General features: G+C 72.8%; 11 protein-coding genes. 1 reads left to right on the top strand and 10 read right to left on the bottom strand.

The window, feature by feature from the left end; translation table 11 throughout:
* Positions 1 to 36: 36 nt before the first annotated feature.
* The 5 genes from proB to AB0M59_RS10055 form a co-directional block, all read right to left on the bottom strand.
* Positions 37 to 1,146 (bottom strand): glutamate 5-kinase, encoded by a 1,110-nt coding sequence (gene proB, locus AB0M59_RS10075; RefSeq protein ID WP_364611684.1) that lies wholly within the window; start codon positions 1,144 to 1,146, stop codon positions 37 to 39.
* On the bottom strand, positions 1,143 to 2,603 hold the full coding sequence (obgE, locus tag AB0M59_RS10070; protein WP_364611681.1) for a GTPase ObgE: 1,461 nt from the start codon (positions 2,601 to 2,603) through the stop codon (positions 1,143 to 1,145). The genes proB and obgE overlap by 4 nt, the downstream gene beginning before the upstream one ends.
* Before the next feature lie 156 nt (positions 2,604 to 2,759).
* Positions 2,760 to 3,020, bottom strand: coding sequence for a 50S ribosomal protein L27 (gene rpmA / locus AB0M59_RS10065; RefSeq protein ID WP_364611678.1), 261 nt, complete (start codon positions 3,018 to 3,020; stop codon positions 2,760 to 2,762).
* 41 nt (positions 3,021 to 3,061) lie between these two features.
* A complete protein-coding gene (gene rplU / locus AB0M59_RS10060) occupies positions 3,062 to 3,376 on the bottom strand; it encodes a 50S ribosomal protein L21 (protein WP_003067132.1) in 315 nt (104 codons plus the stop codon).
* 159 nt (positions 3,377 to 3,535) lie between these two features.
* Positions 3,536 to 6,487 carry a translation initiation factor IF-2 N-terminal domain-containing protein gene (locus AB0M59_RS10055; protein ID WP_364611675.1) on the bottom strand — a complete coding sequence of 984 codons (2,952 nt, stop codon included), beginning with the start codon at positions 6,485 to 6,487 and terminating at the stop codon, positions 3,536 to 3,538.
* Between the two features lie 547 nt (positions 6,488 to 7,034).
* Here AB0M59_RS10055 and AB0M59_RS10050 point away from each other — a divergent pair.
* Entirely contained in the window at positions 7,035 to 8,456 is a 1,422-nt protein-coding gene (locus tag AB0M59_RS10050) for a S8 family serine peptidase (protein ID WP_364611672.1), read from the top strand.
* 178 nt (positions 8,457 to 8,634) lie between these two features.
* Here the strand turns inward: AB0M59_RS10050 and AB0M59_RS10045 are convergent, their stop codons facing one another.
* From AB0M59_RS10045 to AB0M59_RS10025, 5 genes are all read right to left on the bottom strand, one after another.
* Positions 8,635 to 9,465, bottom strand: coding sequence for an ABC transporter permease (locus AB0M59_RS10045; RefSeq protein WP_364611670.1), 831 nt, complete (start codon positions 9,463 to 9,465; stop codon positions 8,635 to 8,637).
* Entirely contained in the window at positions 9,465 to 10,271 is an 807-nt protein-coding gene (locus tag AB0M59_RS10040) for an ABC transporter permease (RefSeq protein WP_364611667.1), read from the bottom strand. Before AB0M59_RS10040 ends, AB0M59_RS10045 begins: the two co-directional genes overlap by 1 nt.
* 211 nt (positions 10,272 to 10,482) lie before the next feature.
* Positions 10,483 to 11,427 (bottom strand): ABC transporter ATP-binding protein, encoded by a 945-nt coding sequence (locus AB0M59_RS10035; protein WP_364611664.1) that lies wholly within the window; start codon positions 11,425 to 11,427, stop codon positions 10,483 to 10,485.
* Between the two features lie 41 nt (positions 11,428 to 11,468).
* Positions 11,469 to 14,768 carry a phosphodiester glycosidase family protein gene (locus AB0M59_RS10030; protein WP_364611661.1) on the bottom strand — a complete coding sequence of 1,100 codons (3,300 nt, stop codon included), beginning with the start codon at positions 14,766 to 14,768 and terminating at the stop codon, positions 11,469 to 11,471.
* 111 nt (positions 14,769 to 14,879) lie between these two features.
* A complete protein-coding gene (locus AB0M59_RS10025; RefSeq protein ID WP_364611658.1) occupies positions 14,880 to 15,611 on the bottom strand; it encodes a maleylpyruvate isomerase family mycothiol-dependent enzyme in 732 nt (243 codons plus the stop codon).
* Positions 15,612 to 15,653: the final 42 nt, after the last annotated feature.

Below are 15,653 nucleotides of genomic sequence, written 5' to 3'. Positions count from 1 at the left end.
CAATCACACGAGATGCCTGCTGGATCACGCGAAGCGTCAGCGGCGGAGGGGGACCAGGTCGTCGGCGTGGACGACCTCGCGGCGTTGCTCCGCCGGGAGCTCGTGCGTCGACCGGCCGACCAGGTCGGGCAGCTCCGTCGCGTCGAACGCCACCACCCCACGGGCCACCGCGCGGTCCTTCGCGTCCACCAGGTCGACCACGTCGCCGGCCTGGAAGTCGCCCTCCACGCCCGTGATCCCCGCGGCCAGCAACGACCGGCGGCGGCGGACCACCGCCGTCACCGCGCCGTCGTCCAGGCGGAGCTTGCCCGTCGTGTCCGCCGCGTAGCCGAGCCAGAAGCGGCGGGCCGACAGGCGGGTGTCCGCCGGGGCGAACGCCGTTCCCGGGGACGCCGTCGTCAGCGCCGCGGAAGCTTCCGACGCCGCTGCCAGCAGGACCGGGATGCCCGCGCCCGCCGCGGTGCGGGCCGCCGCCAGTTTCGACACCATGCCGCCCGTGCCGAGGCCGGAGCTGGACATGCCGACCGAGATTCCGTCCACATCGGACTCCGAGAGGACCTCGGTGAGCTTGCGGGTGGCGCCGTCGCGGGGGTCACCGTCGTAGAGACCGTCCACATCGGACAGCAGGATCAGTGCGTCCGCGCCGATCAGGTGGGCCACCAGGGCCGCCAGGCGGTCGTTGTCGCCGAAGCGGATTTCCTCCGTGGCCACCGTGTCGTTCTCGTTGACCACCGGGACCGCGCCGAGCGCCAGCAGCCGCGAGAACGTCCGCTGCGCGTTGCGGTAGTGCGACCGGCGGACGACGTCGTCGGACGTCAGCAGCACCTGGCCGACCGTCAGCGAAAACCGCCCGAACGACTCCGCGTACGCGTGCGCCAGCGTCAGCTGGCCGACGCTGGCCGCCGCCTGCTGGGTCGCGAGGTCTTTCGGGCGCTTGCCCAGCGACAGCGGGGCCAGCCCGGCGCCGATCGCCCCCGAAGACACGAGCACGATCTGGGTGTCCCGGGCGACGCGGTCCGCGATCGCGTCGACCAGCGCGTCCAGCCGGGCCACGTCGAGCCCGCTGCCCGCCGTCGTCAGGGCCGACGAACCGACCTTGACCACCAGACGCCGAGCGGCCGCGATGGCTTCGCGCGTGCCGCTCACGCGTCGAGGCCCTGATCGTCGCCTTCCGGCTCGTCCGAGCCGTCGCGCCGGATCCGGCGGGCTTCCTTGCGCTCGGCCGCGCCGACCCGGTCGTGGTTCTCGAGGCGGACGTCCGTGCCGCGCCCGGACAGGTGCATCGCGACGCTCGGCGTCGACGGCTCCCACTCGAACTGGACGTCGCCGACCGTGACCGGGCTGCCCGGCCGCGCGCCGAGCTTCGCCAGCTTGTCCTCGACGCCGAGGCGGTTGAGCCGGTCGGCCAGGTAGCCGACGGCCTCGTCGTTGCCGAAGTCGGTCTGGCGGATCCACCGCTCCGGGCGGGCGCCGCGCACGATGAACGCGCCCTCCTCCTCGGGGTCGAACTCGACGGTGAACCCGGTGTCGTCGACGGCGAGCGGCCGCAGGACGATCTTCTCCGGCTCCAGCACGGGCTGCGCCTCGCGGTACTGGTCGACCACCTTGGCGAGCGCGAACGTCAGCTCACGCAGGCCCTTGCGCGACGCCGTGGAGACCTCGAACACCTGCAGGCCACGGGCTTCCAGCTCAGGCCGGACGAACTCGGCGAGCTCGGCGGCCTCCGGGACGTCGATCTTGTTGAGCACGACCACGCGCGGGCGCTCCTCGAGCTTCCCGCCTAGGCTCGGGGTGTACTTGGCGAGCTCGGCCTCGAGAGCGTCCACATCGGACACCGGGTCGCGGTCCGGCTCCAGCGTGGCGCAGTCGACGACGTGCACCAGCACCGCGCAGCGCTCGATGTGGCGGAGGAAGTCGAGCCCCAGGCCCTTGCCCTCGGACGCGCCGGGGATCAGGCCGGGCACGTCGGCCATCGTGAACACCGTGTCGCCGCCGGTGATGACACCGAGGTTCGGCACCAGTGTGGTGAACGGGTAGTCGGCGATCTTCGGCTTGGCCGCGGACAGCACCGAGATCAGCGACGACTTGCCGGCGGACGGGAAGCCGAGCAGGCCGACGTCGGCGACCGAGCGCAGCTCGAGGACGAGGTTGCGGGCTTCCCCCGGCTCGCCCAGCAGCGCGAACCCGGGCGCCTTGCGGGCCTTCGACGACAGCGCGTGGTTGCCGAGGCCACCACGGCCGCCCTGTGCCGCGACGAACGTGGTGCCCGGGCCGATGAGGTCGGCGACCATCTCGCCGTCTTCGGTGAACACGACGGTGCCGGACGGCACCTTCATCACCAGGGTCTCCCCCGCCGCGCCCGCGCGGTTGCCGCCCTGGCCCATCTTGCCGCTGCCCGCCTTGGCGTGCGGGCGGAAGTGGAAGTCGAGCAGGGTGTGCACGTTCGGGTCGACGACCAGCAGGACGTCGCCGCCGTTGCCGCCGTTGCCGCCGTCCGGGCCGCCGAGCGGCTTGAACTTCTCGCGGTGCACCGAGGCGCAGCCGTTGCCCCCGTCACCGGCGGTCAGGTGGATGACCGCACGGTCCACGAACCGGGACGCCATAACAAGCCTCTTTCACGCAAAAACGGTGCGGGCCACGCTGGGTCTGCCAGCGGCCGCACCGTGGGGGTCCGGGGGCTCCGGCCCCCGGGTCAACACATGGAACGGGCGACGTGGTCCGCGTATTCCGCGGACACACGTCGCCCCGAAGATCGCCCGTTACGCTTCGACTGGCACGACGATGTTGATCGTCTTGCGACCACGCTTCTGGCCGAACTGGACCGCACCGGCGGCCAGCGCGAACAGCGTGTCGTCGCCGCCGCGGCCGACGTTCACGCCGGGGTGGAACTTGGTGCCACGCTGGCGGATCAGGATCTCGCCGGCGTTGACTTCCTGGCCGCCGAAGCGCTTGACGCCGAGGCGCTGTGCGTTCGAATCGCGACCGTTGCGGGAGCTGGACGCACCCTTCTTGTGAGCCATGGCTCAGCCCTCTTTCAGTCTTACTAAGATCCGGAAAGTTCTTACAGGGAGATGGCGGTGACCTCGACGCGGGTCAGCTTCTGCCGGTGACCCTGACGCTTGTGGTAGCCCGTCTTGTTCTTGAACTTGTGGATCCGGATCTTCGGACCCTTGGTCTGCTCGACGACCTTGCCGGTGACCGAGACCTTCGCCAGCGCGTCGGCGTCCGTGGTGACATCGCCACCGTCGACGTACAAAACGGCGGGGAGGATGTGCTCGGTGCCCGGCTCGCCCTCGAGCTTCTCGACCTCGACGACGTCGCCGACGGCCACCTTGTACTGCTTGCCGCCGGTCTTGACGATCGCGTACGCCGACACGGAAGTCTCCTGCATTACTCGACAATGGGTGGGGGTCTGCACGATCGGCCCACCTCGAAAGGTGGTCCTGCACTCGCGCAGCGACCTACTCTGGTGGCAGGCCGTACTACAGGTTACGTGGGGTGCCCCGGTGCGTTACCACCGGGGTCCCCTAGTCGTTCACTGGCTCTGGTCGGACGCGTGCACCGGCGGACCCGCCGGGCGCGACGCGGCCCGGCGCGACCGGCGCCGGGTGGGGCGCGTGGCCGGCTCGGGCACGCTGACATCCGCTTCCGAAGAACCCGCAGCCTCCGTCACCGGCTCCTCCGCCGGCTCCGGCGCCGAGGTCCGCTCGACCGCCGGCTCCTCCTGCGGCACCGGGGTCTCGTCCGCCTCGGTGGTCACCGGGACGTCCGCGACCTCGGTGGCCGGCTCGGTGACGGCTTCCTGGCGCGTCTCTTCGGCGGCCTCTGCGGCCTCGGCCGTGTCGGTCACCTCCGGGGCGTGCCCGTTGCCGTTCAGCGCGCCGTGGTCGTGGTCCTTGGCCGCCTTCGAGGCGTTCGCCATCGCCGCCACCGCCGACGCGACCGATGCGCGCTGCTCGGGCGGCGGGACCGCGTGGACCTCGGCCTTGGCGGCCTCGGCCTGCTCCTTGGCGGCCTCTTCGCCCTTGCCGCGGCCCCGCGACCGGCGGGAGCTCTTCTCCCCGCCGCCGCTGGTGCCGCCGCCGTTGCCGCCGTTGTTGCCGTTCCCGCCGTGGGACTGCGAGCCGCTGGCGGTGCGCTGCACCTCGGTCGAGACGAGGACGCCCCGGCCCTTGCAGTGCTCGCACGGCGTCGAGAACGCCTCCAGCAGGCCCGTGCCGATCTTCTTGCGGGTCATCTGCACCAGGCCGAGCGAGGTGACCTCGGCGACCTGGTGGCGCGTGCGGTCGCGGCCGAGGCACTCGGTCAGGCGGCGCAGCACCAGCTCGCGGTTGGACTCGAGCACCATGTCGATGAAGTCGATCACGATGATGCCGCCGATGTCCCGCAGCCGGAGCTGGCGGACGATCTCCTCCGCCGACTCCAGGTTGTTGCGGGTCACCGTCTCCTCGAGGTTGCCACCCGAACCGGTGAACTTGCCGGTGTTGACGTCGATGACCGTCATCGCCTCGGTGCGGTCGATGACCAGGTAACCGCCCGACGGCAGCCAGACCTTGCGGTCGAGCGCCTTGGTGATCTGCTCGTCGATCCGGTGGTCGGCGAACGCGTCGCCGGTGCCGGTGTAGCGCTTGAGGCGCTCGCCCAGCTCCGGCGCGACGTGCCGGACGTAGTCGTTGATGGTCTCCCAGGAGCGGTTGCCCTGGATCTCCAGCTTGGTGAAGTCCTCGGTGAAGAGGTCACGCACGACCTTGACCAGCAGGTCGGGCTCTTCGTAGAGCATCGTCGGCGCGCCGCCCTTCTTGCCGGAACCGGCGGCGGCCTTCTCCTTGATGACGTCCCACTGGGCCTTCAGGCGGTCGACGTCGCGGCCCAGCTCCTCCTCGCCGATGCCCTCGGAGGCGGTGCGGATGATGACGCCCGCGTCCTCCGGGACGATCCGCTTGAGGATGTCCTTGAGCCGGCGGCGCTCGTTCTCCGGCAGCTTGCGGGAGATGCCGGTGGCGCCGCCCGCGGGGACGTACACCAGGAAGCGGCCGGGCAGCGAGATCTGCGTGGTCAGCCGGGCGCCCTTGTGCCCGACCGGGTCCTTGGTCACCTGGACCAGCACGGAGTCGCCGGTGGACAGCGCCTGCTCGATCTTGCGGGCCTTGCCCTCGAGGCCGGCGGCGTCCCAGTCGACCTCGCCGGCGTAGAGCACGGCGTTGCGGCCACGGCCGATGTCGATGAACGCGGCTTCCATGCTCGGCAGCACGTTCTGGACGCGGCCGAGGTAGACGTTGCCGACGATCGAGCCGGAGCCCGACTGCGTCACGAAGTGCTCGACCAGCACGCCGTCCTCGAGCACGGCGATCTGCGTGGAGTCGCCCTTCTCGAGGACGACCATCGCGCGCTCGACCGACTCGCGGCGGGCGAGGAACTCGGCCTCGGACAGGATCGGGGCGCGGCGGCGGCCGGCCTCGCGGCCGTCACGGCGGCGCTGGCGCTTGGCCTCCAGGCGGGTCGAGCCGCGGACGCTGCGCACCTCGTCGCGCGCCGGGCGCTCGCGCTCGGCCTGCTCGGCCTTGGCCTGGCGGACGTGCGTGACGGTGTTGGGCGGGTCGTCGACGGTCTCGGCGTCTTCGCCGTCCGAGCCCTTGCGGCGACGGCGGCGGCGACGGCGCTTGCTGCCGCCCTCACCGTCGTCACTGTCGGAGTCGGCCTCGTCGGCGCCTTCGGGCTCCTCGGCGGCCTCGGATTCGTCCTTGGCGGGCTTCTCGTCGCCGTTGCGGGAGCGGCGGCGCGGCGGCGGCTGCTCCTCGACCTGGCCGTCGTCGCCGTCGTTGTCGTTCTCGTCACTGCCGTCGGCGCCCTTGCCCCGGCCACGGCCGCGGCGGCCACGGCGGCGGCGACGACGGCTGTTGGCGTCGTCACCGTCGTCGTCACCGGAGTCGGTGGCCGGCGTGGTGTCCTCGGCCTCTTCCTCGTCGGCGATCTCCGGCTCGGGCTGCTTCGCCTTCACCGGGGCGGGAGGCTCCGCGAACGGGTCGGCCGGCTTGCGGGCCGGCTTGGTGGCCGCGGGCTCCGGCGGCAGGAAGATCGGCGACGGCGCGGCGAACACCGGCAGGTGCGCGCGGGTCTTCTGCCGCGGGCGCGGCTTCTCGGCCTCGGCGGCCGGCTCTTCGGACACCGGCGGCGCGACGGGCCGCTCGGGTGCCGGAGCGGCTTCCTGCTGCTTCGGCGCGGCCTCGGCGACCGGCGCCACCTCGACGTCGCCGCCCGAGAAGGCTTCGGCAACCTTGTGCGCCACGTCCCTGGTCACGCTCGACTGCGCGCTGCGCACGCTTTCGCCCAGCTCGGTGAGCTTGGCGAGGATGTCCCGGCTGTTCTTCTCGAGCAGCTTGGCCAGCGCGTGCACCCGGATCCGGGCGGGCAGGTCGGCCAGCGGGCCGCTCGTGGGTGTGGCGGGATTCCCGCCGGTCTGCTCGGCGGGTGTTTCCGCGTTCGACATGTGTCTCCTCCGCCCCCGGGCGCGTCTGCCGGTTCTCACCGGCAGGGACGCGGCCGCGCAGGGGCCCCTTTCTGTTCGTTCCGCCGTGGTGGTCACCAGCGACGGGAATCCTTGCCCGACGACCGGGCGCCGCACCACCGCATCCGGCGGCGCGCAACCCGGTCAAAGGTCTGCTCGGCGTTGCACGTCGGCACTCGCGGCCCCCGGGCCGCCCGCCACGTCGTCCAGCCGCCCGGCTCGCGGGCGGAGACGCGCGTCATGCTGTTCGCGCACATCACCGGGCCACAACGCCGCAGGCAGCACCTCTCACGTGCGCCCCGCGGCCCAGCGGCCTCCCCGAGTATCCCACACCCGGTGACTGCTCCGGTGTACTCGGTACCTCCGCCCACGCCGCCGGGCGCGCCGTACCGCCCGCCGGGCGTCACCGGCCGGGGGGAACTTGGCCGTAGCGCTTGTCCACCGGGCACGGGGTGGCTACCGTGCGGCTCGGGGTGACCGGGATCTCGCGCGCCGGCACCCGCGGTTCCTGCATCCGGTGGGAGGTCCGGTGTCCCTGCTGGCGCGGCCCCTGCGGGCGGCCGTGTGCACCGTCCTGGTGCTTTCGGGATGCGTCACCGCCGGTCCGGCGGCGGCCGACGAGCCCGCCTGCGGCCACGGCCGGAACCTGCGCTACGTCGTCACCTTCGACCGCGGCACGTCCGAGACTTCTGCTCGCGCGCAGATCACCGGGGCGTGCGGGGCCACCACCGTCTACTACCCGCAGATCGCCGTCGCCGTCGCCACCTCGGGCGACCCGTCGTTCGGCGCTCGGGTCGGGCTCGACCGGGCGTTCAGCGCCCAGGCCGGGCGGCTGGCCGCGCAGCGCGTCACCGAGGCCAAGCCGCAGCCGGCGCGGGCGACGCTGCCCGCCACCGACCCGGCTCGCGTTCCCACCGCGGACCTGAGCGACCGGCAGTGGGACATGCGGATGATCAACGCGGGGCGGTCGGACGGTCCCCATGGCAGCCGCGACGTCGTCGTCGGCGTCCTCGACTCCGGGATCGACCCCGATCACCCCGACCTGAGCGACGCCCTCGACCGCGACGACTCCGCCGGCTGCCTGACCGGCGCCCCCGACCGGTCGCCGTCGGCCTGGGCGCCGACGACGTCGGTGCACGGCACGCACGTGGCGGGGATCATCGCGGCGGCCGACGACGGGCACGGCGTGACGGGTGTGGCGCCCGGGGTGCGAGTGGCGTCGGTGAAGGTGATCGACGACCGCGGCTACGCCGACCCGGAGGCCGCGGTGTGCGGGCTGATGTGGGCGGCGTCACGGCACATGCGGCTGACGAACAGCAGTTTCTTCGTGAACCCGTGGACGCTGTCGTGCATCCGCGGCGACGACCGCGGAGTGGTGCACGAGGCGCTGGCGCGCGCGGTCGAATACAGCACGTCGGAGGGCACGCTGAACGTCGCCGCGGCCACCAACGAGGCCGTCGACCTGACGCCTTCGGCGCGGTCCGGCTCGCCCGGGGCGGGCTCGGGGTGTGAAGCGCTGCCGGCCGCGCTGCGGGACGTCGTCGCCGTGTCGGCCGTCGGCTCGGACCGGGTGAAGGCGGGCTACAGCTCGTACGGGCTGGGCGTGATCGATGTCACCGCGCCCGGCGGCGAGACGGGCGAGTGCGTGCTTTCGACGGTGCCCGGCGGGTACGCGCCGCTGTGCGGGACGTCGATGGCCGCGCCGCACGTCACCGGGGTGCTGGCGCTGCTGGCGTCCGCGCACCGGGACGCCGGGCCGCGGCAGCTGCGGCGGACGCTCGACGCCCAGGCGATGCCGATGCCGTGTCCGGCCGACTACGACCTCACCGGGGACGGGACCCAGGACGCCTACTGCGCGGGGTACGAGGGGTTCAACGGCTTCTACGGGCACGGGATGGTGGACGCGCTGGCCGCCGTCGCGCCGCGGGGACGGCCTGATCCGGCCCGCTGAGCCTCCCCGGCCCGTGATTGAGGGCGGAACTCGCGTGATCAGTGCCGGAACTCGCGTGATTGAGGGCGGAACTCGCGTGATTGGGCGCGTCACTCGTGTGATTGGGCGGGCATCTCGCGTGATTGGGCGGGCATCTCGCGTGATTGGAGGGGCATCACGCGTGCTTGGGGGTCGGGCGTCAGGTGAGGAGGAGTTTCGCGATGCGGCGGGTCGAGGCCCAGAGGCCTACCGCGCCCAGGACCAGCAGGTAGGCCAGGTTGACCAGCATGCTGCCGGACAGCAGGCCCGTCGCGAGGCCGCGCATCAGCTCGATCGCGTGGTACAGCGGGAGGCAGCGGACCACCCACTGCAGCGGCTCCGGGTACACCGACAGCGGGAAGAACGTCGTCGCGAACAGGAACATCGGCATCAGCCCCAGGGCGATGTAGTCGAACTGGGCCGTCGACTTCAGGAACGTCACCAGCGCCATGCCGATCGCCGAGAAGGCCAGCCCCACCAGCAGCGCCGCCGGGACCATCAGCAGCGCCCACCACGACGCCAGCAGCCCCATCGCCGCCGCGATCGCGAGGAACGTCACCGCATAGATGCCGCCGCGGGTCATCGCCCAGCCGATCTCGCCGAGCGCCACGTCCAGGGGGCCGATCGGCGTCGCCAGCATCGCGTCGTACAGCTTCGCGTAGCGCAGCTTGAAGAACAGGTTGTACGTCGACTCGAACACCGCGCCGTTCATCGCCGACGTCGCCAGCAGCGCCGGCGCCACGAACGCGACGTAGTCCATCGGGCGGCCGTCCGGGCCGGCCACCTCGGTGACCAGCTTGCCGAACCCCAGCTGGAAGGCCAGCAGGTACAGGAACGGCTCGGCCGCGCCGGAGAGGAAGATCAGCCAGCTGTTGCGGTACACGCGCACCGACCGCTCGACGAGCATGCGCGCGCGGCCCGCGTACAGCCCGGGCGGCAGGATCCGCAGCAGCAGCCCGGCTCGCGCCGGTGGGGCTTGGACGCTCACCATCAGACCACCAGCCTCCGGTAGAAGGCCCGGTGCGCGAACGCCCACCCGGCCGCGAACAACGCCGCGAGCACCGCGAAGTGGCCGAGCATCGCCCAGCCGCCGACTCCCCCGACGCTCACGCCGCGGGCCAGCTGCGTGCCGTGCCACAGCGGGGAGAGCCAGGCCAGCCAGCGGATCGCGCCCGGCAGCTGCGAGATCGGGAAGAACGTGCCGGAGAACAAGGTCATCGGCATCAGGATGAAGCGGAAGACCAGGCCGAACCGCTGGCCCTCGTCGAACGTCCGCGCCGCCATCGCGGCCATCGGTGTGCTGCAGGCGAGCCCGGTGACGGTGCCGGCGACGATCACGAGCAGCACGCCGGGCCCGGTCCAGGCGCCGAAGAAGAGGGCGACGAAGGCGTAGATCGCGCCGGCGAGGGTCAGCCGCAGGGTCGTCCAGATCAGGTGGCCGCCGAGCACCTGGCCCGGCGACACCGGCGTGGCCGTGACCGCCAGGTAGTCCTTCTGCCACTTGAACCCGGACAGCACGGGGTAGCTCGAGTCGCCGACCGCCTGCTGCGCGGCACCGGCGGCGAGCAGGGCCGGGGCGATGTACTGGAGGTAGGACAGGCCGCCGGTGACCGCGCCGGGCCGCACCTGCGACCCGAAGCCGAGGCCCATGGCGGCGAGGAAGAGGACCGGCTGGAGACCGGTGGAGTACAAAGTGGACACCCAGTGGCGGCGGTACCAGGTCCAGTACCCCTCGACGCGCAGCCAGGCGCCGTGCCACTTGCCGACGACGCGGCCGGTGGACTCGACGGTGGTCATGGCCGCCTCCCGCCGGCGGGGCGCGCGACGGTGGTGACGGCCGCGCGAGCGGAGAACGGGCGGCGGCCGATCGCGGGCACGCGTGGAGCGGTACCGGAAACCCGTGCCGGGCGCTGGAAAGGCCCACTCGCAGCCCGGCCGCACGCCGAGACGCCGGGCGCGGGCACGCGTGGCGGGGCGCCACCGATCGGAGCGAGACGTGGGGTGGTCATCAGTCCACCAGCGTCCGGCCGGTCAAGCGCAAGAACACGTCCTCCAGGGAACTCCGGCGCACCAGGCTCGACAGCGGCCTCACCCCGCGCGCGTGGGCGTGCTCCAGGGTGTCCTCGCCGTTGTCGCTGTAGAGCAGGACCCGGTCCGGCAGCACCTCCACCCGCTCGGCGAGCCCCTCGACCTGCTGCGCCGCGGCCACCTGCTGCCCCGACGCGAACCGCAGTTCCACGACCTCCCGCGTCGAATACCGGCTGATCAGCTCCGACGGCGAACCCTCCGCCGCGATCCGGCCGTGGTCCATCACGACCAGCCGGTCGCACAGCTGCTCCGCCTCGTCCATGTAGTGGGTCGTGACGATCAGCGTCGTGCCCTGCTCCTTGAGCCGGAACAGGCGGTCCCACAGCAGGTGGCGGGCCTGCGGGTCGAGCCCGGTCGTCGGCTCGTCGAGCAGCAGCAGCTCCGGGTCGTTGACCAGCGAGCGGGCGATCGTCAGCCGGCGTTTCATGCCGCCCGACAGCGGGTCGACCTTGTCGGCGGCCCGGTCGCCCAGCTGCGCGAACTCCAGCAGCTCGTCCGCCTTGCGCCGGGCCGCCGCCCGCGACAGCCCGAAGTAGCGGCCGTAGATCAGCAGGTTCTCCCGGACCGTCAGCTCGACGTCCAGGTTGTCCTGCTGCGGCACCACGCCGAGGCGCGCGCGGATCCGCGGGCCGGCCACGTCCGGATCCAACCCCAGCACGCGGAGGTCGCCGTCGGTGCGCGGCGACACGCACGCGATCATCCGCATCGTCGACGACTTGCCGGCGCCGTTCGGGCCCAGGAAGCCGAACGCCTCCCCGCGCCGCACCTCGACGTCGATCCCGCGCACGGCCTCGAACTCGCCGAAGCGCTTCACCAGTGCTTTTGCCTGCACCAGTGCCGGTTCCCGGTCCTCCGATTCGTCCACACCCCGACCATACGAGCGGGCACCGACAAAAACCGAACGGTTTAGCCCCGGACGGTCACGACCAGCGTCCGCGTCACCCCGTTGACCGTCACCGACAGCCGCGCGACGCCGGGCCGCACCGCCGTCAGCACACCGGAAGCCGGGTCGAACGCGACGACACCCCAGCCGACCGTCCAGTCCGCGCTCACCGGGTACGACACCGGCACGTCCCGGGTGCCCTGCCGCAGTGTCGCGCGGACGTCGGCACGGGCACCGGGGGTCAGTTCCGACGGGCCCGACAGCGTCAGCGAGTCCACGTTCGGCCGCGTCTCGAAGCGCACCGGCTGGCCGCGGTCCGCCGGGTCGACGCGCAGCAGCGTCCAGCCGACGAACCCGCCGTCGCCGGGCGCGGCCGCGGGCGCCTTGCCCGAGTTGCCGTTGACCAGGTACGGCACGCCGTCCACCCGGGACAGGGAGAACACGCCGGCGTGCGACGCCACCGAAGCGGCCGGTTTGCCGGACGCCTGCTCGAACCCGGTGAGCCACTGGGTCAGCAGCGTGGCTTCCTTCCGGTCGCCGAGCTGGGAGTTCCCGGTCGGGCTCGGGTCCTTCACCGGGTGGTGCATCGCGACGACGACCCCGCGGACGGACCGGTCCTTCGCGGCCGTGTCGAGGGCGTCCCGCAGCATCCGGACCTGGTCGAAGCCGCCCGCCCGCAGGGAACCGCGCGAGGAGTCCATCAGCACCAGCCGGATGCCGTGCACGTCGACGACCCGGTGCGTCACGCCGAACGCGGCCTGGAAGTTGGCGAGGCCGTTGCCGCCTTCGGCTTCGTGGTTGCCCGGCACGTAGTACCAGGGCACCTTGCCGTCGAGCTCCTCGGTGATCACCTGACGGGCCAGGACGAAGTCGGGCGCCGTGCCGCGGTCGACGAAGTCGCCGTTGATCAGCACCAGGTCCGGTTTCGCCGCGACGGCTTCGCGCAGGGCGCGGCGGGCCTGGGCGACCAGCGGGCCGGCCGGGTCGTCCGCGGTGAACTGCGCGTCGCTGACGACGGCGACGCGCAGGCCGCCGGTGAGCGTGCCGTCGGTGACCAGCGCCGGGTCGTGCGGGGCCGGGTCGGCCGGGACGGCGCTCGTCGGCGCCACCTCGAAGGTCAGGTCGTCGAACACCAGGTGGCCTTCGTACTGCTGGTCCGGCACGTTCTCGACGGCGTAGAAGCGCGCCAGCCGCTGCCCGTCGGGCAGCCCGGCCGGGACCGCGGCCGTGACGTACCGCCAGCCCGTCCAGTCGACGCTCAGCGACAAGTCCACAATGGACGCGACGTTGGCCGCGTCCCGCAGCTCCGCCCGCAGCCAGGCGCCCTTGCCGTCGCCGTTGACCCACAGTCCGATCTTCTGCGTGCCCGAAGGAACCGCGAGCGGGGAAGACGGCGTCACGTACGCGGCGCGCGTAGCGGTCGTGCCCGTGAGCCGGTAGTCCAGCGCGAGACCCGCGCCGCCGTCGCGTCCGGGCGCCGCGGACAGCGCGGCGCCGACGACCGCCGGGAACACCGTCGCCGTCCAGCCCGCCGGGCCGTCCAGCGGAGCCGCGACCTGCGGCACGGTTCCCACCGAGGCGGCCAGGTGCGTGGTGAGGCCCGCCGCCGTCGCGGTGATCGTCGAAGCGCCGGACGCGGTCAGCGACGTCACCTCGTACCCGTCCCCGGACGGCTGGATCCGCACGACGGAGTGGTCGTAGTCGAGCTTGACGTCGTCGGGCTCCAGCCAGGTGCCGTAGCCGTCGGCGTCGTAGCCGTAGACCTCGAACGTGCTCTTGGCGCCCGCACCCGACAGCGCGACCTGCTCGGTGCTCGTGCCGAGCCGGACCGGCTCGCCCAGCACCGAAAGCGCGGTCTTCCCCGACGCGCGGCCGGACTTCGCGACGACGTCGACGCCGCCCGCGCCGTGGCCGCTGACGACCCCGCGGGTCACGGTGGCCCGCCGGGGATCGGACGTCGTCCAGCGCGGGTCGGCGGCCACCGCGGCGCCGGTTTCGTCGTGGCCGTCGGCGACCAGGTGCCGGGTCAGGCCGGTCAGCACGCGGTTCGCGTCGCCGGTCGCCACGGCCGGCGCCGGAGAGAACGCCGTGAGCTTGCCGCTGCCCGGCACGGTCGCGAAACCGATCCCGTTGGGCACCAGGCGTTCCCCGCCGTCGGACGGCGCGTTGCGGACGCTCGGCGTGGCTTCGCCCTCGTTGCGCGCCAGGAGCGTCGACGAGCCGCCGCCGTCGAGGTTGATCGCGTCGTCGGCGCCGAGGCTCTTCATGTGCCGCGCCAGCTCCAGCTCGGTCATCCCGCGGCTGTCGGCCTGCCGTCCGTCCACAGTGGCCAGCCACAGCCGCTTGCCGTCGGCGGAGAAGCCGACCGCCGTCCGCGGGTGCATGGCGACGTCGTCGACCGGCTGCACGACGCCGTCGCGGAGCAGGACTTCGTTGCCGCCCACGGCGACCGCGATCTTCCCGGCGTCCGAGCGCGGCGCGTAAGTGACGTCGACCGGGTCGCCCGGCTTGAGCGCCGCGAGGGCGTCCGCTCCGGCTTCACGGGCCAAGAGGAGCGTGGTTCCGGCCGCGATCGGGCCGTCCGCGGGCTGCTCGCGCACGGCGGTGACCAGACCGTCGCGCAGCTCGACCTCGCGCACCCGGGACGCCCCGGCCACCGAAGTCGCGCGTCCGGAAGCGCCCCACAACGGCGTGTAGATGCCGATCGCGTCCGTGCCGAGGACCGGGCTGTTGAAGTTCGTCGCCTTCATGGTTCCGCCGGGCAGCGTCACGGCCGCTTCGAGGAAGACCGAAGCCAGCCGCGCCTTGCCTTCGTCGGTGATCGAGGCGGTGTAGTTGTGGCCGGCCGCGGGCGCGGTCTGCAGCTGCCCGTGGTCGATGCCGACGCCGATCGGCGCGCCGGTGGCGTTGATGTCGAAGAAGTCGCCGTTGACGCCGGCGACCGCGCCGGTGCGCGCGATCTGCTGCGAAAGCGGTGTGCGCGCGGACACCGTGCCGGGGCTCAGGTACGTGGGCTTCACGACCTTGCTGCCCAGGTCGACGGCGAGGGTGTCGCCGCGGATCCAGCCCGCCGGGTCGAACCGGTCGAACTGGGTGAGGTTCAGGCCGGGCGCGACCTCGGTGGTCGCGCTGCCGGTGACGAGCCCGTCGTCGGGGTCCGCGGCGGCGAAGGCGGCCGGGCCTTGGTGGTCCGAGGATGCGGCGGGCGCGGCCTCGACCGGCGGCGTGCCCAGTGGTGCCCGAAGCGGGTCGGCATGGGCGGGGACGACGAACACCGTCGCGAACAGGGCGACGAACGGCAGCGCTATGCGTGACTTCTTCACCAGGTACCCCAGTATCGAGTGAGAGTGAGCCGGACCAGCACAGCGCAGTGGCACGGCCGGGGGAAGGCTTCCCGGTGAACGCCGCCTGAATGGTCTAGAACAGCTGACGGGTCAGGCCGTGAAAGGAGCCTGGAGGAACTGTTCGGCGATCGCCGTCTCACCGCTGAGACGCGGCGGGGTGGCCGACCGCTTCCACAGGTGCAGCAGCAGTTCCTGCGCCGTCGCCTCGGCGGTCGCGGCGGGTTCGGCGGCCGGGCCGAGCGCGGGCGGTTGCCCCGGGTGCAACGTCCAGGCGTCGCCGGTGTCGGTGGCGCGCAGCGCGAGTGGCGCGGCCAGGGACGGCGCGGCGTGCCAGCGCGTGACGCGTGGCAGCCAGGCGACGAGGACCTCGTCGACGCCGTCCGCGGCGACCGCCGGGTCGAGCGTGAAGCCGGTGCCGGCGGCGCTGTGCGCGTCGGCGAGGTGGACGGCGGTCTCGTGCACCTGGCGGCGGAACCAGAACGCCTTGGTCTTCTCGGTGCCGCCGAAGTGCCAGCACCGGTCTTCGGGGGTGGCAGCTTCGAGCGCGTCGAGCAGCAGTTCGGCGCTTTCGGCGTACCAGGACGCCAGGTCGGCGCCCGCGCCGGTTTCGAAGGCCTGCGGCTGCACCTCGCCGGTCGTGACGACGGCGGCGGCCCAGCGGTGGACGTTCCCGAGGTGCGTGGTGAGGTCGCCGACGGTCCAGCCGGCGCAGTCCGGCACCGGCGCGGCCGGGTCGGTGGTGCGCAGGACCTCGGTGAACCCGCCGGTCAGCTCCCGCAGGACGGGGAGGTAGTCACGGGCGGGGAACGGCATCGTCGTCATGGGTTCTCCCCGGGATGCCGGGGCCGCGCGAGGTGCGCGGCC

Origin of the sequence: Amycolatopsis sp. NPDC051371, assembly GCF_040682155.1 — a bacterium.
Lineage (GTDB): Bacteria > Actinomycetota > Actinomycetes > Mycobacteriales > Pseudonocardiaceae > Amycolatopsis.
Note: the sequence above shows the minus strand (reverse complement) of the source record. Positions and strands in the feature narration are given on the sequence as shown.

Coding starts and splice junctions, on each gene's coding strand:
- obgE (WP_364611681.1), bottom strand. CDS start 2,603: ATGGCGTCCCGGTTCGTGGACCGTGCGGTCATCCACCTGACCGCCGGT.
- rpmA (WP_364611678.1), bottom strand. CDS start 3,020: ATGGCTCACAAGAAGGGTGCGTCCAGCTCCCGCAACGGTCGCGATTCG.
- AB0M59_RS10055 (WP_364611675.1), bottom strand. CDS start 6,487: ATGTCGAACGCGGAAACACCCGCCGAGCAGACCGGCGGGAATCCCGCC.
- AB0M59_RS10045 (WP_364611670.1), bottom strand. CDS start 9,465: ATGGTGAGCGTCCAAGCCCCACCGGCGCGAGCCGGGCTGCTGCTGCGG.
- AB0M59_RS10040 (WP_364611667.1), bottom strand. CDS start 10,271: ATGACCACCGTCGAGTCCACCGGCCGCGTCGTCGGCAAGTGGCACGGC.
- AB0M59_RS10025 (WP_364611658.1), bottom strand. CDS start 15,611: ATGACGACGATGCCGTTCCCCGCCCGTGACTACCTCCCCGTCCTGCGG.